Genomic DNA, 22730 nt, shown 5'->3' on the forward strand with positions numbered 1-22730 from the left:
TAATTTTTGAAAAATCTTATAGTATGTGCAGGTGGAAATGAGGATTTTAAATTTGCACAAAGTATAGGCATAGGTTTGGTTAATTCTGCTTTTTCTCTAGGTAAAATTTTAAGTCAAGTAAAAGTAGATAGAGTGATATTTATAGGTACATGTGGAATTTATCAAGAAGGAAAAATTTTAGATATTTATGAAAGCTCTAACGCAGCGAATTTAGAATACGCAGATTTATTTGATAGTTTTTATACGCCTATAGCAAGTGAGATTAGATTAAATGTTTCACATGAAACTATGATTAATTCTTCAAATTATATTTGTAAAGATGAAAATATTGCCAAAGAATTTTTTAAAAAAGGTATGCATATAGAAAATATGGAGGCATATGCAGTGCTTTCTTGTGCAAAAATACAAGAGATAGAAGGAATTTGTTATTTATGCGCGACAAATTTTTGTAATAAATTTGCACATGAAGATTTTTTAAAAAACCATCAAAAAGCAAAAGAATTATTAAAAGATTTTTTGTTAGATAAAAAACTTATATAGGAAAAAAATTGAGTGAATTAAAAAATATATTAGATTTTACTAAAGAAGAATTAGAAAATTTAGTCCAACCAAAATTTAGAGCAAAGCAAATTTTTGAATGGGTGTATAAAAAATACGCAGATGATTTTTTACAAATGTCATCTTTACCAAAAGATTTTAGAGTATATTTACAAGAAAATTTTCATTTTTCACCTTTAAAATGTGTGAAAGATGAAAAAAGTAAAGATGGTAGTATAAAATATCTTTTTGAACTTTTAGATGGTAAAAAAATAGAAGCTGTTTTACTTCCTATGAAAGAAGAACTTGTAGATAAAAATGGAAAAATCATCAAACATGCAAGATATACCATTTGTGTTTCCTCTCAAGTGGGTTGTAAAAGTGGATGTAGTTTTTGTTTAACAGCAAAAGATGGTTTGAAAAGAAATTTGACCGCAGGGGAAATAGTAGGACAAATTTTATGGATTAAAAAACATAACAACATACCTTATGAAAGAAGGGTTAATATAGTCTATATGGGCATGGGTGAGCCTTTGGATAATCTTAAAAATGTTTCTAAGGCAGTTAAAATTTTAGCCGATAATGATGCCCTAGCAATAAGCCCTAGAAGACAAACTATAAGCACAAGTGGTTTGGCAAAGCAGATCAAAGAGCTTGGAGAAATGAATTTAGGTGTACTTTTAGCTATTTCGCTTCATGCTGTAAATGATGAGCTTAGAAGTGAATTAATGCCTATTAATAAAGCTTATAACATAGCAAGTATTATGGAAGCGGTGAGAAATTTTCCTATAGATCAGCGTAAAAGAGTTATGTTTGAATATCTTTTAATTGATGAGATAAATGACAAAATAGAACATGCAAAAGAACTAGTCAAACTTTTAAATGGTATAAAAGCTAAAGTGAATTTAATACTTTTTAATCCACACGAAGGAAGTTTATATAAGAGACCAAGTGTTGAAAATGCGGTTAAATTTCAAGATTATTTAAGTGCTAAGGGTGTTACTTGTACGATAAGAGAAAGCAAAGGACTTGATATTTCAGCTGCATGTGGGCAGCTTAAAGAAAGGCAGAGTAAACAATGACTTTTTTAGATATAGCCCAACTTATTTTTATAAGTATAGTGGTGATTATAGGATTTGGTGGGATTATTTATGTATTAAAAAGCGAAGGGAAAAATAATGATAAATAAAAAACAATTATTAGAAAATCAATTATTTCAAAATAGATATATAAAGCCAAATATTTCTTGGTATTTTTCTCATTTAAATGGTAAAAGAGGGATTGCTAGAATTTTTAAAGTTCCTTATGCTGCTTTGATGAAAAAATTTTACTTGAAAAAATACTTTGAAAAGAGAGTTTTGGAGGGTAAGGTGGATATTCCTTATTTAGAATTAGTTTTAACTACAAGATGTACTTTGCGCTGCGAATCTTGTAATAATTTGATGCAGTATTTTTCACCATCAAATCAATACACTTGTACCTTAGAGGGTATTATAGAATCACTAGAATTGTTACTATCTAAGGTAGATTCTATTGCAAGGGTTAGAATTATAGGTGGAGAACCTTTATTATTTAAAGATTTGCCACAATTGATTGACTATTTAGATACTCAGAAGAAAATATTAACTTTTGATATTCTAACTAATGCAACTATTGATTTTAAGGAAGATTTGATTTTGAAATTTAAAAAATCGAGAAAAGCACGAAAAATAAGTATTTCAGACTATAGAAAATCTCCAAATTTAAAAATACCTTTAAAACAAGAAAGTATTTTGAGTAAGCTTAAACAAAACAATATAGCATTTTCTTATAACACAATAGATTATTGGTATGACATAGATAAAATTTACAAGCGTGGTAGAAGTAAAGAAGATATAATCAAAAATTATTATAATTGTCAAATGTCATGTGTGAGCTTGATGACTTCTGAAGGCTTAGAAAATAAACAATTAGCACCTAAAGGAGCTGTTTTCGTTTGTCCTATATCAAGTTCTTTATCACGCTTAAAAGGACTTGAAGAATTTGATGGTGATTTTTTAAATTTAGAAGATTCTAAAGAAAGATTTTTTGAATTTTATTCACAAGATTTTTACAAATCTTGTGATTATTGTAGAGATTTTAGTCAGCCTATTAAAAAAATTCCAATTGCAATTCAAACTGATAAAGTTTTAAAATTAGAAAAATATTAAGGTAGATTTTTTAAAAATTTATCTTTTATATCTTTTTGAGATTGTATCAAAAAATTTTGATTTTTATATGTAAATTCTAAGCTAAAAGAATGCAAAAGCAGTCTTTTAGCACCTGTGATTCGAGCTCTTTCGATATCACTCATTTTTCCATCTAATATTTTCTCTATTTGTGTTTTTTCTAAACCATACAAAGGTTCACCTAAAATTTTATGTTTCACATGAAACAAATGCAGTCTTATTTGGTGTTGTCTTCCTGTTAGAGGTTTAGCTAAAACTAAACTAGCATTTAAATCTTCAAAATATTCTAAAGTGTAAAATTGTGTTAAAGCTTCTTTGCCATTTTCGCAAATATGCATTCTAGTTTTAACTATGTTATAGTCTTTAGCTAAATCCATGCTTTTATCTACTATAAATTCTTCTTTGGTTTTTCCTTTTACTAGTGCAAGATAGCTTTTTTGCACTAATCTTTTTTCAAACATAGTTTTTAACTCAATTTGTGCATTTTTATGTTTTGCTATGAGCAAAAGTCCACTTGTTTCTTTATCTAGTCTATGAGCCACACAAGCTTTTTCGCCCCATAAATGCCAAATTTCATCACAAAGACTATAAGTGCAATTACGTCCATTAGGATGAGTTAGCACTCCACTTGGTTTTTCCACGATGGCAAAATCTTCATTTTCATAAACTATTTCTAGCCCTTTAGGATTATTTTCATATATGATTAGTTCTACTAAACCATTTAAAAATTTATTTTTTTCTTCTACTAAATTTCCATCACAAAATAACCTTTTTTTATCAATGAGTTTTTGTGCTTCACGCATAGAAATTTTTAACTCATCCATAAGCAGTCTAAATGCCTTTTTTCCATTGCTTGATAGTTTCTTTTTAATATATGCCATTTAATAACTTTCTTAGGTAATTTATAATAGAATTTAAGCTATTTTTTCATAAAAAATTATACAAAAAAAGGTCTTGAAAATGGTTGAAAGATATAGTAGAGAAATCATGGCTAAAAAATGGGATATGCAAGCAAAATACGATGCATGGTTAAAAGTAGAATTAGCGGCTGTGAAAGCATGGAATAAACTCGGTCTTATTAAAGATGATGATTGTGAAAAGATTATAAAAAATGCAAAATTTGATATAGCAAGAATAGATGAGATAGAAAAGACTACCAAACACGATGTTATAGCTTTTTTAACTAGTGTTAGCGAGAGTTTGGGTGAAGAAAGTCGTTTTGTGCATTATGCGATGACAAGTTCAGATTGTATTGACACTGCGGTTGCTTTGCAGATTAAAGATAGTTTAGAATTAATCTTGCAAGATTTGGATCAAGTTTTAGCAGCGATTAAAACAAGAGCCTATGAGCATAAAAATACTTTGATGGTAGGAAGAAGTCATGGAATTCATGGAGAACCTATAACTTTTGGCTTGGTTTTGGCTATTTGGTATGATTCGCTAGTTCATGCAAAAGATTTAATCATTCATGCAAAAGAAGTTATTAGTTATGGAAAAATCAGCGGTGCTATGGGGAATTTTGCCCATGCTCCACTTGAATTTGAAGAAGAAGTTTGTAAAAACTTAGATCTTAAACCAGCGCCAGTTTCAAACCAAGTCATACAAAGAGATCGTTATGCACAAGTTATCTCAGCTTTAGCTATTTTAGCTTCAAGTTGTGAGCAAATTGCTGTTGCGATCCGACATTTTCAAAGAACAGAAGTATACGAAGCTGAAGAGTATTTTTCTCAAGGACAAAAAGGAAGTTCAGCTATGCCTCATAAAAGAAATCCTGTTTTAAGTGAGAATATCACAGGACTTTGTAGGATGATAAGAGCTTATGTAACACCTGCTTTAGAAAATGTAGCTTTATGGCATGAAAGAGATATATCGCATTCTAGCGTAGAAAGATTTGTGCTGCCAGATGCTTTTATCACGACTGATTTTATGCTTTCAAGATTATGCGGTGTGATAGAAAAACTTTTGGTATATCCAGAAAATATGATGAAAAATTTAAATTTAACTGGCGGGCTTGTATTTTCTCAAAGGGTATTGCTTGAGCTTCCATTTAAAGGTATAAGCAGAGAAGAAGCTTACAAGATCGTTCAAAGAAATGCTATGAAAGTTTGGGTTGATTTGCAAAATGGCAAGCCTGCTTTAAATGAAAAAGGCGAGAGTTTGTTTTTGCTAGCTTTATTATCAGATGAAGACTTGAAAAAATCTTTAAGTGAAGTAGATATTAGAAAATGCTTTGATTATAATTACTACACTAAAAATGTAGATAAAATTTTTGCAAGAACTTTTAAATAATAAATTATTAGGGGTTATGAGTGAAAGTATTAAAAAGAAATGGTAGAACTGAAGAGTTAGATGTTTCTAAGATTAAAAAATATACCACAGATGCAGTGGCAAATTTAGAAAATGTTAGCCAAAGCGAACTTGAAGTAGATGCAAAAATTCAATTTCGTGATGGTATAACAACAGAAGAAATTCAACAAACTCTTATAAAAACAGCAGTAGATAAAATAGATATTGATAGACCTAATTGGACCTTTGTTGCTGCAAGATTGTTTTTATATGATTTATATAAAAAAGTAAGTGGTTATAATGGATATAAACATTTAAGAGAATACCTTGAAAAAGGCGAAAAAGAAGGTAGGATTTTAATTGGTTTAAAAGAAAAATATGATTTAGATGATCTTAATGCTTATATAAAACCAGAGCGTGATTTACAATTTACTTACCTTGGTATAAAAACTTTATATGATAGATATTTGATCAAAGATTCTAAAGGTATGCCTATAGAATTACCACAGCAAATGTTTATGGCTATCGCAATGTTTTTAGCACAAAATGAATTAGATTCTCAAACTTGGGCTAAGAAATTTTATGATCTTATTTCTACGTTCGAAGTAATGCTTGCAACTCCAACTCTCTCAAATGCAAGAACTACAAGACACCAGCTAAGCTCATGCTATATAGGAAGCACACCTGATAATATAGAGGGGATTTTTGATTCTTATCAAGAAATGGCGCTTTTATCTAAATTTGGTGGTGGTATAGGTTGGGACTGGTCTAAAGTGCGAGCTATGGGTGGAAGCATAGATGGGCATAAAAATGCAGCAGGCGGGATTATACCATTTTTAAAAATCACCAACGACATCGCTGTTGCTGTTGATCAACTTGGTACTAGAAAAGGTGCAATTGCTGTTTATATTGAACCTTGGCATATGGATATCAATGACTTTTTAGATTTGCGTAAAAATTCAGGCGAAGAAAGAAGAAGAGCACATGAGCTTTTCCCTGCTTTATGGATTAATGATTTGTTTATGAAAAGAGTAAGGGCAAATGGCAAATGGACACTTTTTGATCCTGCTGATACAGCAAGTTTATGTGATTTATACGGTGAAGAATTTGAGAAAAAATATGAAGAATTTGAAAAAGATGAAAATATAGCTAAAGAAATTATAGATGCAAAGGAACTTTGGAAAAAGATATTGCTTTCTTATTTTGAAACAGGTATGCCATTTTTATGTTTTAAAGATAGTGCTAATAAGGCAAATCCAAATTCACATGTAGGGATTATAAGAAGTTCAAATTTATGTACAGAAATTTTTCAAAATACAGACCCAAATTATTATCAAGTCAAAATTGTATTTGATGACAAAACAGAGCTTCATTTAGATGAAGATGAAGAGCTTATGATAGATGGTGGTTATAAAAAGCTTGCTAAGAAAGTTTCTACTTTAGATGGTATTAATGGTAAAAAAGTTTATATAGTAGAAAAATATAAAAATGAAGGAAAAACCGCCGTTTGTAATTTAGCAAGTATAAACTTAAGTAAAATCAATACCAAAGAAGATATTCAAAGAGTAGTACCAACAGCAATAAGAATGCTTGATAATGTGATTGATTTAAATTTTTATCCTCATGTAAAAGTAAAAAATACCAACTTAAAATCTCGTGCTATAGGACTTGGTGTAATGGGTGAAGCACAAATGTTAGCCGAGACTCAAATTTATTGGGGTTCTAATGAGCATTTTGAAAAAATTGATCGTATTATGGAGATGATTAGCTATGAAGCTATTTTAGCAAGTTCAAATTTAGCTTTAGAAAAAGGAAGCTATCCTGACTTTGAAGGTTCAAAATGGAGTAAAGGTATAGTACCAATTGATGTGGCAAATGAAAATGCTAAAAAACTTACTGCAAGTGATGGCTTATTTGATCAAAGTGAGTGTGATTGGGAAAAATTAAGAGAAAAACTAAAAAGAGATGGTATAAGAAATGGTTATTTAATGGCTATAGCACCAACTTCTTCTATTTCTATTTTAGTGGGTACTACTCAAACAATTGAGCCTGTATATAAAAGAAAATGGTTTGAGCAAAACTTAAGCGGTATGATACCAACCGTTGTGCCAAATTTAAGTGCTAATACTTGGCAGTATTATACCCCTGCTTATGAGCTTGATCAAAAAATCTTAGTAAAAGCTGCAGCGATTCGTGGTAAATGGATTGATCAAGGTCAATCTTTAAATATCTTTGTTTCTTTAGATAAAGCAAGCGGTGGATATTTAAATGAAATTTATCAACTTGCTTGGGAATTAGGCGTTAAATCAACTTATTATCTTAGAAGTGAAAGTCCTGATAGTCAAAAAGTAAATGATGGTGTGGTTGATAGAACTATAGAGTGTGAAGGTTGTCAATAAAAATGGAGAAACAAAATGCATACAAAAAACTCACTACCGGAGCTCACGCTTAGGGGTATAATATTAGGAAGTATTTTAACGATTATATTTACTGCCTCAAATGTATATTTGGGGCTTAAAGTAGGTCTTACTTTTTCTACTTCTATTCCTGCTGTTGTGATTGCAATGGCTGTTTTAAAAATCTTTAAAGACTCTAATATTTTAGAAAATAATATGGTTCAAACTCAAGTTTCAGCCGCAGGAACTCTTTCGGCTGTGATTTTTGTCATACCTGGTCTTTTTATGTGTGGGTATTGGTTTGAATTTCCACTTTGGCTTACTTTTATGCTTTGTCTTTGTGGAGGCGGTTTAGGTGTGCTTTTTACTATACCTTTGCGTAGAGCTATGGTGGTAGAGAGTAAATTAGCCTATCCTGAAGGAAGAGCTGCTGCTGAAATTTTAAAAGTAGCCAATAAAGATCAAGCCGATAAAAAAGGAAAAGTTGGTTTGAAAGAAATTACACTTGGAGTGACATTTGCTTCTGTGATAAGTCTTTTTTCAAGTGGTTTTAAGTTGCTTTCAAGTGGAAGTAGTTTTGCTTTTATGTGGCAAAAAATGGCTTTTGGATTTTCTATGGGATATTCAGTGGCACTTTTGGGTGCTGGATATTTGGTAGGTATAGCTGGTGGGGTTGCTTTGCTTGTAGGTATGATGCTTGCTTGGATGGTTTTTGTGCCATATTTTTCTGCTAAAGAAAGTTTTGATGTGAGTTTAAGTACTCTTGATATAGTTAATCAAATTTGGGCTCAAAAAGTGCGTTTAATAGGAACGGGTGCCATAGCTATAGCAGCTTTATGGACTTTAATAGAGCTTGCAAATCCTGTGTATGATGGTATGAAAAATATGTTTAAAAAAACTTCGCTAAATCTTTCGCAAGATCCTAAAGATATGGATTTATCTTTAAAAGCTATGCTAGGATTATTTGTGCTTATGTGTATAGGTTTATTTATTTCATTTTACGCTTTTGTAGCTGATTCAAATTTAGCAAGTGGTTATCAAATTCTTTTTGCCTTAGTGGGAACTTTGGTGGCAATCTTTATAGGTTTTTTTGTAGCTTCAGCTTGTGGATATATGGCAGGTTTAGTGGGCTCATCATCTTCTCCTATCTCAGGCATAGGGCTTATAGGGATTATGATTTCTTCTTTGATTATTTTACTTTTGGGTTATCAAGTAGATTTATTTGGCGATCCTTTAATGTCTAAATTTGCCATTGCTTTTGCTATATTTACTACTAGTGTTATTTTGGCAACTGCTGCTATTTCTAATGATAATTTACAAGATCTAAAAACTGGTTATTTAGTTGGTGCAACTCCATGGAAACAACAGGTTTCTTTGATTATAGGTTGTGTATTTGGAGCTTTAGCTATAGCACCTGTTTTAAATTTATTATATCAAGCTTATGGCTTTGTAGGTGCTTTACCAAGAGAAGGAATGGATGAGGCAAATGCACTAGCTGCACCACAAGCAAATTTAATGAGCACTATAGCGCAAGGTATTTTTAATGCTAATATTGATTGGAGTTATATTATAGCAGGTGCTTTTGTAGGTGTTGGTATAATTATCATTGATCGCTTATTAAGAAAGAAAAATATGTCTTTACCACCTTTAGCTGTAGGTATAGGTATATATTTGCCACCTGCTGTAAATATGCCTTTGTTTATAGGTGGATTATTGGCGTATTTGATCAAAAAGCGTTTGGAGCAAAGATATGCCAAAAATGCTCATAAAAAAGAGCTTATTCAAGAACATGAGCAAAAAGGAACCTTGTTTGCCTCTGGTCTAATAGTAGGTGAGAGTATATTTGGAGTATTAATAGCTGGTTTAACCGTGCTTTCTATTAGTAGAGGTGGAGCTGAAGATCCACTTGCTATTGCAACTTCATTTAAAGATGATGGAATTATAGGTTTTGTAGTATTTATAGTGATTATGTTAATTTTTGCAAGAAGAGTGCTTAAAAAATGAATTTAGAATATTATTATGCTTTGATTTTAGGAATTATTGAAGGTTTGACCGAATTTTTACCTATTTCATCTACTGGACATATGATCTTAGGTGCTGAAATTTTGGGTTTAAATATAGATGATTTTTGGAGAAGTTTTTTCATTATCATTCAGCTTGGTTCTATACTAGCAGTGATTTTTATTTTCAAAGATAAACTAACTCAAAAACTTGATATTTGGTTAAAACTCGCTGTGGGCTTTTTGCCTGCAGGTGGGGTAGGATTTGTGGCGTATAAGTTTTTAAAGGAGATATTTAACGGCTATACCGTGGCTACTATGTTGATAATTGGTGGAATTATTTTTATCATCATAGAACTTAAGCATAGAAAAAAAGACTATACAATTCACTCTTTAGATGAGGTAAGTTATAAACAAGCTTTTTTGATAGGTTTAACTCAAGCCCTTGCTATTATACCAGGTACTTCAAGAAGTGGGGCAAGTATTATAGGCGGGTTGTTACTTGGACTTGATCGTAAAGTTGCTTCTGAATTTTCGTTTTTACTTGCTATACCAACTATGATTATCGCAACAGCTTATAGCATTTATAAAGAACCACAGGTTTTAAGTAATATGAATAATTTCATTCCTTTAGCCATAGGTTTTGTAACAGCTTTTATAGTGGCTTTTGTAGTAATAAAAATATTTTTAAAATTAATCAGTAAGATAAACTTCATACCTTTTGGAATTTATAGGATAATTTTAGGTTTTGTATTTTTATATCTTTTTATGAGTGGTGTATTAGATATATCAAGAACAGGTGTTTGAAATATAAAAATATCCTTTATTTAAAAAAAGTTTAAGTTTTTCATAGCTAAAATTAGCCTTATATTTTAATTTAAGCTCACAAGGTTAGTGAGTGTTAAGGGTAGAAATGACAAAAGATATAATTGCATATGCAAATAATGAAACTTTAATAGATACTCAAAGTTTTAACAATGATACAAATTTAACTCCTATTTATTTTGATAACTCTAGAGAAAGTTTAGAAGTTATCCGCCACTCTTGTGCGCATTTAATGGCTCAAGCGATTAAAAGTTTGTATCCAGAGGCTAAATTTTTCGTAGGACCAGTGATAGAAGATGGGTTTTACTATGATTTTAGAGTTGATAGTAAGATTTCAGAAGAAGATTTAAGTAAAATCGAAAAAAAAATGAAAGAACTAGCAGAAGCAAAGTTAGATATCACAAAATACGAACTCTCAAAAGCCGAAGTTAAAGAAAAATTTGCTAATGATGATTTAAAACAAGAAGTTTTACTAAGAATTCCTGATGGGAAAGTAAGTATTTATAAACAAGGTGAATTTGAAGATTTATGTCGTGGACCCCATGTGCCAAATACTAGATATTTAAGATTTTTCAAGCTTACTCGTGTGGCTGGAGCGTATTTGGGTGGTGATGAGAAAAGAGAAATGCTCACAAGAATTTATGGCACTGCTTTTGCAGATAAAGAAAGTTTAAATGAATACCTAAAAATCATAGAGGAAGCTAAAAAAAGAGACCATAGAAAACTTGGTAATGAAATGAAGCTTTTTGCTTTTGATGATGAGATAGGTGGTGGGCTTCCTATATGGCTTAGTAATGGTGCAAAATTAAGAAGTAAATTAGAGCATTTGTTATATAAAGCACATAGATTAAGAGGCTATGAGCCAGTGCGTGGGCCTGAACTTTTAAAAGCTGATGCGTGGAAAATTAGCGGGCATTATGCAAATTATAAAGAAAATATGTATTTTACACAAATTGATGAGCAAGAATATGGTATTAAGCCGATGAATTGTGTAGGGCATATTAAAATTTATCAAAGTGATGTTAGAAGTTATCGTGATTTACCTTTGAAATTTTTTGAATACGGCGTAGTCCACCGCCATGAAAAAAGCGGGGTTTTACATGGGCTTTTTAGGGTAAGAGAATTTACCCAAGATGATGCGCATATTTTTTGTATGCCAAGTCAGATAAAAGAGCAAGTTTTGGAAATTTTAAGCTTTGTTGATACTTTGATGAAGGCTTTTGAGTTTGATTATGAAATGGAAATTTCAACACGCCCAGCAAAAGCAATAGGCGATGATGAAATTTGGGATATAGCTACAAAGGCTTTAAAAGAAGCTTTAGATGAACAAGGTTTAAAATATGGCATTGATGAGGGCGGTGGAGCTTTCTATGGTCCAAAAATCGATATCAAAATCACTGATGCACTAAAAAGAAAATGGCAGTGTGGAACTATACAAGTAGATTTTAACTTACCAAGTCGTTTTAAACTTGAATACACAGATGCAGATAATGAGAAAAAACAACCTGTAATGCTTCACCGCGCTATTTTAGGTTCTTTTGAAAGATTTATAGGAATTTTAGTAGAGCATTGTGCGGGTGAGTTGCCATTTTTTATTGCACCAACTCAAGTAGCTATAGTGCCTATTTCACAAAATCATCACGATTATGCAAAAGAAATAGCAAGAAAACTTTTAGAACTTGGCATTGATAGTGAAGTGTATAATAAAAATGAAAGCTTAAATAAAAAAATTCGCACTGCCGAAAAAGCACATGTGCCTATGATACTTGTTTTAGGTGATGAAGAGGTAACAAATGAAAGTGTGGCTTTAAGAGATAGAAGAGCAAAAGAACAAAAAACAATGACTTTAGATGAATTTATAACCCTAACAAAGGAGAAATTAAGTGAGGTACGCTTTTGAGTAAAGAAAAAGAAGTATTGCTAAATGAAGAAATTCAAGCAGATGAGATCAGATGTATAGGTGATGATGGCAAGGTTTATGGCATTATTAGTAGTGATGAAGCACTAGATATAGCAAATAGACTAGGGCTTGATTTGGTAATGATAGCTCCTGAAGCCAAACCACCTGTATGTAAGATAATGGATTATGGAAAATTCCGTTATCAACAAGAAAAAAAGCAAAAAGAAGCAAAGAAAAAACAAAAAGTTATTGATATAAAAGAAATCAAACTTTCTGTGAAAATTGCTCAAAATGATATTAACTACAAAGTTAAGCATGCAAGTGAGTTTTTAGAGCAAGGTAAGCATGTTAAATTTAGAGTGTTTTTAAAAGGTCGTGAGATGGGCTCTCCTGAAGCAGGGGTAGCTTTGCTTGAAAAAATTTGGCAAATGGTTGAAGATATAGCAGATAGAGACAAAGAGCCTTTACTCGAAGGACGCTATGTGAATATGCTAGTAACTCCTAAAAAGAAAAAATAATTGCAAGCCTTTTTAAGGCTTGTATTTTAAACTTATGCTAGAAGAAAATCCACAATTTTTAAAAGAACAAATCATAACTTATCTTGGCAATAAAAGATCTTTGCTCGAGTTTTTAAATCAAGGCTTTAAATTCGCACAAAATGAGCTAAAAAAAGACAAATTTAGTTTTTGTGATGTATTTAGTGGCTCTGGGGTAGTTTCGCGTTTTGTGAGGCCTTATGCGAGTTTTATCATAGCAAATGATTTGGAAGATTATTCTAAAATCATTAATGAATGTTATTTAAGCAATCAAAATACACAATTTTTACAAGAATTACAAAAACATTATGCTTTTTTAATTTCTGGTTTAAAACTCAAAAAAGGCTTTATAAGCAAGCTTTATGCACCAAATGATGATGAACATATCCAAAAAGATGAAAGAGTTTTTTACACGCTTAAAAACGCTATGTATTTAGACTCTATGCGAGAAAAAATTTCAAGCCTGCCAAGTAATATACAAAAATACTTCATCGCACCGCTTATCTATGAAGCAAGCGTGCATGCAAATACAAGCGGGGTTTTTAAAGGTTTTTATAAAGATAAAAATGGAGTGGGAAAATTTGGAGGAAATGGTGCAAATGCATTAAGTCGTATAAAAGGTGATATAGCTTTGAAAATGCCTGTTTTTTCAAATTTTACTTGTGAGTATGAGGTTTTTCAAAAAGATGCAAATATTTTAGCTAAAGAGCTTGATATCTTTGATGTGGCGTATTTAGACCCACCTTATAATCAACACCCTTATGGATCAAATTATTTTATGTTAAATTTAATTGCTAATTATAAAAAGCCAAAGGAAATTTCAAAGGTTTCTGGCATACCAAAAGACTGGAACCGCAGTGCTTTTAATAAAGAAAAAAAAGCTGAAGATGCTTTATTTGATTTAATAAATGATTTAAAAGCTAAGATTGTATTGCTTTCTTATAATTGCGAAGGTTTTGTAAAAAAAGAAAATTTCATAAAAAGACTTCAAAGTCTTGGAGAATGTTTTGTACTTGAACAAAAATATAATACCTTTAGAGCTAGTAGAAATCTCTCTAAACGCTCTATGCATATACAAGAGCAACTTTATATTTTAAAAAAGAGAGATTGAATTTAATTTTTCTAAAGCATAGTTGTAGTAAAATGATAGCTTTCTTTTATGAAAAAATTTATCCAAAAGGATACACATGCCAAAAATGAAAAGCGTTAAAAGTGCTGTTAAACGCTTCAAAGTAGGTAAAAATAAAATCAAAAGAGGCTCAGCTTTTAGAAGCCACATTTTGACTAAAAAACCTGCTAAAAGAATGCGTGATCTTCGCACTTCTAAGTATGTTCACTCAACCAATGTTAAAGCGGTTGAAAAAATGTTAGGAATTTAAGCTCGCTTAAATTTAGTTTTTGACGAAAGTCATTCAAACTCCCCTTAATTAAAGGGCAAGATTCGTTTAACGAACGCCAATTTGTGAAAGGATAAATATGGCAAGAGTAAAAACAGGTGTTGTAAGACGCCGCAGACATAAAAAAGTTTTAAAACTTGCGCGTGGTTTTTATAGTGGTCGCCGCAAACACTTTAGAAAAGCTAAAGAGCAATTAGAAAGAAGTTTGGTTTATGCGTATCGTGATAGACGCCGCAAAAAACGTGATTTCCGTCGTCTTTGGATAGTACGTATCAATGCAGCTTGTAGACTAAATGATATTAGTTATTCAAGATTTATAAATGGTCTTAAAAAAGCAGGCATTGAGCTTGATAGAAAAATTTTAGCTGATTTAGCAATGAATGACGCAGCTGCTTTTGCTAAAATTGCAGATGCTGCTAAAAAAGCACTTTAATCTTACTGCAAGGCTTTTTATAAGCCTTGTTTTTCTTTCTGTTTTCTTTTTAAATTCTCTTTTTGCTAAAGATATTTTACTTTTTAAAGTTTATGATGAAAAAGTATTCAAAGATGTAAATTTAAGCCATTATCTCATGAGTGAAAAGCTTGATGGCATAAGAGGTCTTTGGGATGGTAAAGCTATGCAAACAAGAGCAGGAAATGCTATAAAACTTCCTTCGTTTTTCATAAAAAATTTTCCAAATTTCAAACTAGACGGAGAACTTTGGATAAAAAGAGCTTCTTTTGAAGAAATTTCATCTTTAATACGCCAAGAAAATCCTGATGAAAAACTTTGGCAAAAAGTAAGTTATAATGTCTTTGATGTACCAAATGCTTGTGAAGAATTTAAGCTTAGTCCTTGCACTTTAGAAGCAAGATTAGAAGTTTTAAAAAAGTATTTAGTTAAAAATTCAAATGATTTTATAAAAATCATCCCGCAAATTCCTATCAAAGATAAAAAGCATTTAGAACAATTTTATCAAGATATTATTTCACATAAAGGTGAAGGTGTGATCATAAGATTAAACAACACACCTTATGAAAAGAAAAGATCAAATAATGCTTATAAACTAAAACCTTTTGATGATACAGAATGCATAGTTAAAAAACATTTTGAAGGTAAGGGAAAATTTGAAGGTAAAATGGGATCTTTACTTTGTGAAGCTAATATCAAAGGTAAAAAAGTAAGTTTTAAGATAGGTTTAGGTTTTAAGGAAAGCGATCGCTTAAACCCTCCTCCAGTTGGTGCTATCATCACTTTTAAATACAATGGCTTAACCAAAAATGGCAAGCCAAAATTTGCTAGCTTTTTAAGAGTGTATGAAAATAGCGCTTTAAGATAAAATCAAATTTCAACTTTTCTTTAATAAAGCACTAAAACAAAGATAAAGCACAAAAGCCACACAAGCACTTGCTATAATGCAAGCTCCACTTGCAAGATTATAATAAAAACTCACAAAAAGCCCTATCACACAAAAACTTACGCTCAAAAGCGCAGATATGATCATCATTTGACCAAGTTTTCTAGAAAAACTCTCAGCGATAAATGCAGGTATACTAAGCAAAGCTATCACAAGTATAAGTCCTACTACTTTGATACTTATAACAATACAAAAAGCCATCATTGCGATTAAAAGATAATGAAAAAGATTAGTTTTAACTCCTCTTAAGCTTGCAAATTCTTTATCAAAGCTTAGAATTTCAAATTGGCGGTAAAAAAGCAATACTAAAGCAATAAAAATTACATCAATTATTGCAAATAAAACTATATCTTGTGTAGGTACAGACAAAATACTACCAAACAAATATCCCATTAAATCACCATTATACCCAGGGGTTAAATCTATAAGTATAATACCAACAGCCATTCCAAAAGCCCATATAACCCCAACTATATTATCACTTCTAAAAGGATATTTTTGCACTAAAAACGCTACAAGCAAGGCTAAAAAAAGCGTAAATAAACTCGTACTAACAAGTACTGGCAAACCAAAATAAAATGCTATGCCTATGCCCCCAAAAGCCCCATGCGTAATGCCTCCTGCCATAGAGCTTAAGCGGTTGATCATGATCAAAGTCCCCATAATCCCACAAGCAATGCTAGTTAAAAATGCAGCCAAAAAAGCATTTTGTATAAAAGAGCTAGATAAAAGTTCAAGCATGGTTTTTTCCTTCACAGCAACACTGCTCCAAGCTAAGCTCCACATCACAAAAATGCGTGTGATTTTGGCTTAAATGCGCTAGTAAATGTGCTTTTTTTTCAGGGGTGTTTTCATGTAAGAATAATTCTTTGTTTAAATATGCGATTTTATTCGCATAAGCTAAGCTTACATTTAAATCATGGCATATCACTATCACACCAACCCCACTTTCGTGTAATTTTTTCAAAAGCTCAAAAATCTGCACAGAGCCTTTGGTATCTATACTTGCAGTAGGCTCATCAAGAATTAAAAGCTTGCATTCACTTGCTAGGGCTCTTGCTATATAAACTCTTTGTCTTTGGCCCCCACTTAGTTCGTTGATTTTTTTATCCCAAAAATTTCTCATACCTACTTTTTCTAAGGCTAGCAAGGCTTGCTCTTGATCTTTTTTGGTATAAAAACCAAAGAATTTTTTATCCACCCTTCCCATCATCACCACTTCTAGCACGCGTACTGGAAAGTTTGGATTAGCTAAAGTATTTTGTGGGACATAACCTATATCTTTTAAACTTAAGTTTTCAAAGTTTATATTTTTATGGCTATTTAGTAAGCCTAGTATGAGTTTTAAAAGTGTAGATTTACCCCCGCCATTTGGCCCTACTATGGCTAAAAAGTCTTTGCTTTCATAGTTTAGGTTGATATTTTTTAAAACCTCATCTTGGTTATATGAAAAATTTAAATTTTTAATATTGATTTTTATCATTGTAAAACGCTTGCTATATTTTTTGCATCTTTTAAAAGCTCATTTTTATAATCACTTGGCAAATGATCAAGTTCTATGATTTTAAGATTATAATTACTCGCCATAGCTTTAATAGTATTGTTACTAGCTCCTTTTGGCACGAAAATAGCTTTGATTTGCTCTTTTTGTATGAGTTTTGTAAGCTTAGCTAAGTCTTTTGGTTTAGGTTCTTTTCCTTCTATTTCTATAGGAATTTGGCTTAGATGATATCTTTTTGCAAAATACCCCCAAGATGGATGATAAACTAAAAAATATTTATTTTTTGTATGTTTAAATAAGGCTTGTATTTGTAGGTTTAATTCATCAAGTTCTTTTAAAAAACTTTCTAAATTTTGCTCGTAAAATGCTTTATTTTGTGGATATTGTTCTATAAGTGCTAGGGTAATATTTTTAGCATGAGTTTTTGCTAAAAGTGGATCAAGCCATGTGTGTGGGTCATCTCCATGGTGATGGTGTTTTGAATGCTCTTGTAAAGATATTAAATCAATGCTATTTTGCGTAGAGATGATTTTGGTGTTTTTGAGATTATCTTTAAGTTTTAAAATCCAAATTTTTTCAAATTCTAAATTCGCTGTGAAGTAAATATCGCTTTTTTCAAGCTTTAAAATACCACTTGGTTTAAATTCGAAAGTATGTTCATTTGCATTAGGTGGTATGACTATGTTGATTTCTAGAGTGTCTTTAGCAATTTGCTTTACAAAATAAGCTTGCGGGGCTATGCTAACGCTTACTAAATTTTTAGCATAAATACTTAAAAATGAAATCAAACACAAAAACAATACACGCATAATTTTCCTTTATAAAAATAAATATTATACTATATTAGAAAAAATAAGGAGTGAAGATGAATTTGTGGAATAAAAAAGCAAAAAGTTATGTAAGGTATAGTCCTAGCTTAAACGAAATTCAAAAAACTACTTTTACAAAACTTGGATCTTTGCAGGGTAAAAGCATAGTAGATATAGGCTGTGGAAGTGGTGTTTGGACTTTGCATTTAGCACAAAAAGTAAAAAGTATTTTGGGTATAGATAGTTCTAGTGCTATGCTTGAAATTTTACAAGAAGATGCAAAAACTCATGCTATATCAAATGTAAAAACTTTAAATTTAGATTTTGAAAACTTTTATAAAAATAATAACGCAAAATTTGACTTAGCCTTTTTGAGTATGTCTCCTGCTTTACAAAATGAAAAAGACTATAAAGCTTTTTTAAGCTTGGCTTCTAAAAAGGTGTATTTAGGCTGGGCAAGTAGGCGTAAAAGTAGCTTTTTAGATCCTATATTTGAACATTTTAACACACATTTTAAAGGTTTTTATGAAAGTGATTTACAAAGCTTTTTAAATGCACAAAATATCCCTTATGAGTATGAAATTTTTAACGAAACTAGAATGGTAAAAAGAGACAAACAAAGTGCGATAGAAAATGCTTTGTGGCATTTAAGTATGAATGGTATTAATATAAATAAACAAGAATTAGAAAGCTTTGTGAAAGATGAAGTAGAAGAGATTATAGAAGCTAAGATAAAACTTTTAATCATTAGCTAGTATATACTAGCTAAGATTGATTTTTGAAATTTCATCTTGTATTTTTAAAGTCTCATTTAAAGTTTGTATGATTAAGGTAAAATGATTATGATCTATGTCTTCTTCTTTGTGGCTTTTTAAGTATTTATCTAGCACAGCATAGCCGCCTATTTTAAACTCATAAATTTCAAGACTTACTTTAGTAAAATACAAGCTTTCGTTTATGAAAAGTTCTTTTGTGTCTTTGTTGTATTTGATTTTTTGTATTTTGAAATTTTTATTTTTAATGTCTTTAAACAAGGCTTCGCCTATATTAAAATCCAACTCATCATTTTTTAATAAATGTAAATTTATAAGTTTTAAGCCTAGTTTGCTTAAATTTTTAAAAGTATTTTTATCTTTTGTAAAAGGAATTTTTGGAAAATCAATTTTTAAAAAATCAAGGTATTTTTCTCTATAAAATTTATGAAAAAGCACAGCATAAACATAGCCTAGTATGTCTTCAGGCGAGAATTTTTCTTTGTAAAGATCATCTATGAAAGTTCTAAAGCTTTCTTTGAAATTTTCTATTTTTGAGGTGAAATTTTCTTCATTGAAATTTGGATTTTCTTTTTTTAGGAATTTTTTACTTCTAGTTGTAGGGTAAAGATAAAGCGGGAAGATCTGTTCACCACCTCTTCGATAAAAATTTAAATCTGTAATTTTATCTGTGCAAAAAACTATATCAAAAATATCACTTCCAATGGCACTAAATTGTCTCCCAATCATTAATCCTATATTTTCATTTTCTAAAAAATGTTCCATTGTTTCAATCCTAGGTCTTTCCACTTTTCCTATATCATAATAAATTTTTTGCGTATCAAAAGGTCTGTATGCTATTTCTTTTATGTATTTCCTGTCAAATTCATTATAATAATCATAAATTTGCTGTTTTAATTTTTCAGTATTGGTTGATATTAATATAGGATCTTTAGCACTAACAATCCCTACGCTTGATAATATAAAAATATCTTTTACGCTTATGCCTTTGTTGTATTCTTCTAATAAATCATTATTTTGTGGCAAGAAAAGATAAAAAGGCTCGTTGTTTTTAATCAAAGTCCATTTTATAGAATTTAAGTCATTTTCATATAAAAATTCGTATTTATCTTTTCTTTTGCCGTATAAATCATGATAATAAATCTTTGTATTTTTGGCTTTTGAATTTTGTTTTATAAAGATATTTATGCTCACACCTTGCATGATATCAAAGACATTATCATCTTTGCTTCCATCTGGAGCTTTTTCTTTTTTTCTAGTATCGCCGTGTAAATTAAGTATATAAATTTTATCAAAGCTTTGCATTAAAGAATATCTCATACCTCTAAAGGTAGGATTATCTAAAAAGCTATTATTTGAAATAAAAGCAAAAATTCCACTCTCTTGAGAGTCGATTTTACTTTGTGCAAAGCGTATGAATTTTACATAATCATCTAAAAGCCATTTTGGATTTTTTTCATTTTCTAGTTTGTGTTTTTCATATATAGCTTTAAAAGTACTTGTGTTTTGTTTGGATTTTTCTTTAAGATACGAGCTTATCCACTTTTTTTGTTCATTGTTAAGATTTGCTTTGCTTGGTTCTAAGCCATAGCTTATTTTGATCTCATCTTCGTATAAGCCTTTGTTACTACTTGCTCCACTATAAGGTGGATTGCCTGTGATGATTAGAATTTGTTCTTCTTTTATCTTTTGTGCTTTTTTAAATTCGTTGGTTAAATCAGCAAGTGTAAAAAGTGTATTTTGTGAATTTTCTTCTTGGGTTGTGCTTTTTGAGTATAGGGTGTTTGTTAGTGCTATTTTAAGACTTTCATTATCATTTAACGGGGAATTAAATTCTTCTTTGAAGCTTTGAGAAAGTTTTAAATGTGCTATAGTGTAAGGTGCTATTAAAAATTCAAAACCACAAAATTTATCTATCAAGGCTTTTGGATTGTAATTAGCACTATTTTTGTTTATAGGCTCTAAAGCTTTTCTAAAGCTTTCAAGTAAAAATGTACCAGTGCCTGTGGCAAAATCAAGCAAGGTTATGTTTTTGTCTAAAGCTTCACTTAGTCCTTTTTTGTGATTGAAATCTTGTTTTAAAACTTCATCAATAGCATTTATGATGAAAATTACTACAGGCGCAGGAGTATAATACACTCCTCTTACTTCTCTAAGCTTTGGATCATAGCTTGCTAAAAATGTTTCATAAAAGTGCAAATAAGGATCTTTGTGAGTAGATAAAATAGCAGGACGATTAAATAAGTCTTTCTCGCCTGTTTTGTTTAATTCTTTGATAATGCTTGTAATGTCTATGTGATTTATAATGCTTATGATTTCTTCTAAAAGCCATTTTATGCTTTCTAAATTTTCAAAACTATCATCTAAAAATCCACTCATAGAACGGATTAATGGAAATGATTTTGGTATGAATTTTTTAGCATTGTTTAGATCTATTTCTTTTGCGGTATCGTTATTTAATTTGGCTAAGAATAAGCTATAAGTTAGAGTTTGCGCAAAAGAATCACAAAATTCTTCATAGCTTAACTCTTTATAAAGTGTTTCTTTGAAAGTATTAAATAAACTTATCAATGCTTCATTTTCATTAGAAAGTAAAAGCTCATCTTTTAAAATTCTTGTTCTTAGGCTTAGATGATTTGCAAAATCTAAAGCTGAATTTATGGGATTTGGGATTTTAGAAAAAAATATACTAAAAAGTTCGTTTAACTCTTGTGTTTTAGTATCTAGTAAAGATTGATTTTTAATAATGCTTTTAATCTCATCAAGAGAGCAAATTTTTACTTCTTTGCAAATGATAATTTCATTTTTCTCATTTAAGCTTAATAATATAAATCTTAAATAATCTGTGAGAATGATATTTGGGCTTAATTTTGTGTATTTTAAAATTTGATCGCTTTTTATGATGTTGTCAAGATTTGCATTTACTCTTTTATTTTCTATGTAGCCTAGTGTTAGAAAATCTTTTGTTATTAAAAAATCAGGTGCGCCTCTACCTTCTTTATCATTGTTTGGTTCTTGTTTGATAGAGATTTTATTTTGCTTGTCTTGACTTTCTTTTATAGCTTGTAATAAATTTTGCAAAGCTGTTCTATGTGTGTGTTCCTTATCATTAATAGAAATATCTTTTATGTTTTCTAGATAAGCTTTTAGCATTAATTTCCTTTTAATTTGCGACTTTGAAATTTAAAGTTTTTCCTGCCATAAATGGCACCACATCGCCGTATTTTTGTGGTACTTGCCATTCTTGTTTTTCTAAAGTGATGATTTTATCTTTTTCAAATTTAAGATTATGGATTTTACAAGCATTATCTGAAATAAATTTTTGTAAATTTGTTTCATTTGAATGTTTTTCAAAAAGTTCAGCTAGCACAGGTAAAATCACCGGTGCACTAAATACTCCAGCTGCGCAACCACAGCATTCTTTAGTATGCAAAGGATGAGGTGCGCTATCGCTTCCAAACATAGCCTTTTCATAGCCACTAAAAGCAAGCTCACATAAAGTATCTTTGTCTTCATAGCGTTTTGCAATAGGTTTGCAAAATAAATGCGGATCCATCTTGCCACCTACTACATCATCTAAGGTTATTATTAAATGGTGCAAAGTGATAGTTGCGTATAAATTTTCATAATCTTTTAATAAATCACACAAAACCTTAGTGGTGATATGCTCCATTATGATTTTTAATTTCGGAAAGTTTTTAGCTAGTTTTTCATAGATTTTAGCAAAATTTGCTTCTCTATCCATTACAAAATCATTTGTTTCTCCATGCACAAGTAAAGGCAGACCAAGCTCACTCATGGCATTTAAAGTAGGTTTTAACTTTTCTATATCAAAGCTTGAAATTCCATTATCTGAGTTGGTAGTTATACCTGCAGGATAAAGCTTGATAGCAAAAAGCTCATCTTTGGCTTTTTCTAAAAATTTCTCATCATAGTTTTTAAAAAATAAGGTCATCAAGGGTATAAAATCTTCATTTTTACAAGCTTTTAAGATGCGTTCTTTATAAGCTTTGAGTGCAGTTGTTTCAGTAAGTGGGGTGATTAAATTTGGCATTATAACACCAGCTTTAAATTCTTTTGCACTAAAAGGAGCTACAAGCTCAAGCATACTTTCATCGCGTAAATGTAAATGCATATCCAAAGGGTTTTTAAGTGTCATTTTATCT

21 protein-coding genes are annotated in these 22730 nt (G+C 30.6%); 15 read left to right on the plus strand and 6 right to left on the minus strand.

Going from position 1 to position 22730, the window contains the following annotated elements; translation table 11 throughout:
* Positions 1-6 precede the first annotated feature (6 nt).
* Genes CORN_RS00120 through CORN_RS00130 form a run of 4 tightly spaced genes read left to right on the plus strand, consistent with a single transcriptional unit; the run spans position 7 to position 2726 of the window.
* Entirely contained in the window at positions 7-540 is a 534-nt protein-coding gene (locus CORN_RS00120) for a nucleoside phosphorylase-I family protein (RefSeq protein WP_066007671.1), read from the plus strand.
* Positions 541-548: 8 nt separating this feature from the next.
* Positions 549-1619, plus strand: a complete 1071-nt coding sequence (rlmN, locus tag CORN_RS00125; protein ID WP_066007673.1) for a dual-specificity RNA methyltransferase RlmN — start codon at positions 549-551, stop codon at positions 1617-1619.
* Positions 1616-1726, plus strand: a complete 111-nt coding sequence (locus CORN_RS08415; protein WP_094750293.1) for a hypothetical protein — start codon at positions 1616-1618, stop codon at positions 1724-1726. The genes rlmN and CORN_RS08415 overlap by 4 nt, the downstream gene beginning before the upstream one ends.
* Positions 1716-2726: a radical SAM family protein gene (locus CORN_RS00130; RefSeq protein WP_066007678.1), complete on the plus strand. Its 1011-nt coding sequence runs from the start codon at positions 1716-1718 to the stop codon at positions 2724-2726. The genes CORN_RS08415 and CORN_RS00130 overlap by 11 nt, the downstream gene beginning before the upstream one ends.
* Here the strand turns inward: CORN_RS00130 and CORN_RS00135 are convergent.
* Positions 2723-3625: an RluA family pseudouridine synthase gene (locus CORN_RS00135; protein WP_066007679.1), complete on the minus strand. Its 903-nt coding sequence runs from the start codon at positions 3623-3625 to the stop codon at positions 2723-2725. The two genes, CORN_RS00130 and CORN_RS00135, sit on opposite strands and share 4 nt — an antisense overlap.
* A 79-nt stretch (positions 3626-3704) precedes the next feature.
* Here CORN_RS00135 and purB point away from each other — a divergent pair, with 79 nt between their 5' ends.
* The 10 genes from purB to CORN_RS00185 all read left to right on the plus strand — a co-directional run bounded on the left by purB (position 3705) and on the right by CORN_RS00185 (position 15403).
* Positions 3705-5033, plus strand: a complete 1329-nt coding sequence (gene purB, locus CORN_RS00140) for an adenylosuccinate lyase (RefSeq protein WP_066007681.1) — start codon at positions 3705-3707, stop codon at positions 5031-5033.
* A gap of 20 nt (positions 5034-5053) precedes the next feature.
* Positions 5054-7429, plus strand: coding sequence for a ribonucleoside-diphosphate reductase subunit alpha (locus CORN_RS00145; RefSeq protein ID WP_066007682.1), 2376 nt, complete (start codon positions 5054-5056; stop codon positions 7427-7429).
* A 15-nt stretch (positions 7430-7444) separates the two neighbouring features.
* Positions 7445-9430: an OPT family oligopeptide transporter gene (locus CORN_RS00150; RefSeq protein WP_066007683.1), complete on the plus strand. Its 1986-nt coding sequence runs from the start codon at positions 7445-7447 to the stop codon at positions 9428-9430.
* Entirely contained in the window at positions 9427-10233 is an 807-nt protein-coding gene (locus CORN_RS00155) for an undecaprenyl-diphosphate phosphatase (RefSeq protein WP_066007684.1), read from the plus strand. Before CORN_RS00150 ends, CORN_RS00155 begins: the two co-directional genes overlap by 4 nt.
* 106 nt (positions 10234-10339) lie before the next feature.
* Positions 10340-12151: a threonine--tRNA ligase gene (thrS, locus tag CORN_RS00160; RefSeq protein WP_066007838.1), complete on the plus strand. Its 1812-nt coding sequence runs from the start codon at positions 10340-10342 to the stop codon at positions 12149-12151.
* On the plus strand, positions 12148-12669 hold the full coding sequence (infC, locus tag CORN_RS00165) for a translation initiation factor IF-3 (protein ID WP_039617082.1): 522 nt from the start codon (positions 12148-12150) through the stop codon (positions 12667-12669). The genes thrS and infC overlap by 4 nt, the downstream gene beginning before the upstream one ends.
* A gap of 34 nt (positions 12670-12703) precedes the next feature.
* On the plus strand, positions 12704-13798 hold the full coding sequence (locus CORN_RS00170) for a DNA adenine methylase (RefSeq protein WP_066007686.1): 1095 nt from the start codon (positions 12704-12706) through the stop codon (positions 13796-13798).
* Between the two features lie 76 nt (positions 13799-13874).
* Positions 13875-14066 (plus strand): 50S ribosomal protein L35, encoded by a 192-nt coding sequence (gene rpmI, locus CORN_RS00175; protein ID WP_012660788.1) that lies wholly within the window; start codon positions 13875-13877, stop codon positions 14064-14066.
* A 97-nt stretch (positions 14067-14163) separates the two neighbouring features.
* Entirely contained in the window at positions 14164-14517 is a 354-nt protein-coding gene (rplT, locus tag CORN_RS00180) for a 50S ribosomal protein L20 (RefSeq protein WP_039617097.1), read from the plus strand.
* On the plus strand, positions 14495-15403 hold the full coding sequence (locus CORN_RS00185; RefSeq protein WP_066007687.1) for a DNA ligase: 909 nt from the start codon (positions 14495-14497) through the stop codon (positions 15401-15403). The genes rplT and CORN_RS00185 overlap by 23 nt, the downstream gene beginning before the upstream one ends.
* A gap of 9 nt (positions 15404-15412) precedes the next feature.
* Here the strand turns inward: CORN_RS00185 and CORN_RS00190 are convergent, their stop codons facing one another.
* The 3 genes from CORN_RS00190 to CORN_RS00200 are packed head-to-tail and all read right to left on the minus strand — an operon-like array spanning position 15413 to position 17791.
* Positions 15413-16222 carry a metal ABC transporter permease gene (locus CORN_RS00190; protein ID WP_066007688.1) on the minus strand — a complete coding sequence of 270 codons (810 nt, stop codon included), beginning with the start codon at positions 16220-16222 and terminating at the stop codon, positions 15413-15415.
* Positions 16215-16964 carry a metal ABC transporter ATP-binding protein gene (locus CORN_RS00195; RefSeq protein ID WP_039627659.1) on the minus strand — a complete coding sequence of 250 codons (750 nt, stop codon included), beginning with the start codon at positions 16962-16964 and terminating at the stop codon, positions 16215-16217. Before CORN_RS00195 ends, CORN_RS00190 begins: the two co-directional genes overlap by 8 nt.
* Entirely contained in the window at positions 16961-17791 is an 831-nt protein-coding gene (locus CORN_RS00200) for a metal ABC transporter solute-binding protein, Zn/Mn family (RefSeq protein WP_066007689.1), read from the minus strand. Before CORN_RS00200 ends, CORN_RS00195 begins: the two co-directional genes overlap by 4 nt.
* Before the next feature lie 56 nt (positions 17792-17847).
* Between CORN_RS00200 and CORN_RS00205 the strand changes: the two genes are divergently transcribed.
* On the plus strand, positions 17848-18546 hold the full coding sequence (locus tag CORN_RS00205; RefSeq protein ID WP_066007690.1) for a class I SAM-dependent methyltransferase: 699 nt from the start codon (positions 17848-17850) through the stop codon (positions 18544-18546).
* 6 nt (positions 18547-18552) lie between these two features.
* Here the strand turns inward: CORN_RS00205 and CORN_RS00210 are convergent, their stop codons facing one another.
* Together CORN_RS00210 and pyrC are read right to left on the minus strand one after the other, a co-directional pair.
* On the minus strand, positions 18553-21717 hold the full coding sequence (locus tag CORN_RS00210) for a type ISP restriction/modification enzyme (RefSeq protein ID WP_066007692.1): 3165 nt from the start codon (positions 21715-21717) through the stop codon (positions 18553-18555).
* A 10-nt stretch (positions 21718-21727) separates the two neighbouring features.
* The gene (gene pyrC, locus CORN_RS00215; RefSeq protein ID WP_066007694.1) at positions 21728-22723 is read right to left on the minus strand and encodes a dihydroorotase; all 996 of its coding nucleotides are present in this window, start codon (positions 22721-22723) and stop codon (positions 21728-21730) included.
* Positions 22724-22730 lie beyond the last annotated feature (7 nt).

The sequence above is a fragment of the Campylobacter ornithocola genome, from assembly GCF_013201605.1.
Lineage (GTDB): Bacteria > Campylobacterota > Campylobacteria > Campylobacterales > Campylobacteraceae > Campylobacter_D > Campylobacter_D ornithocola.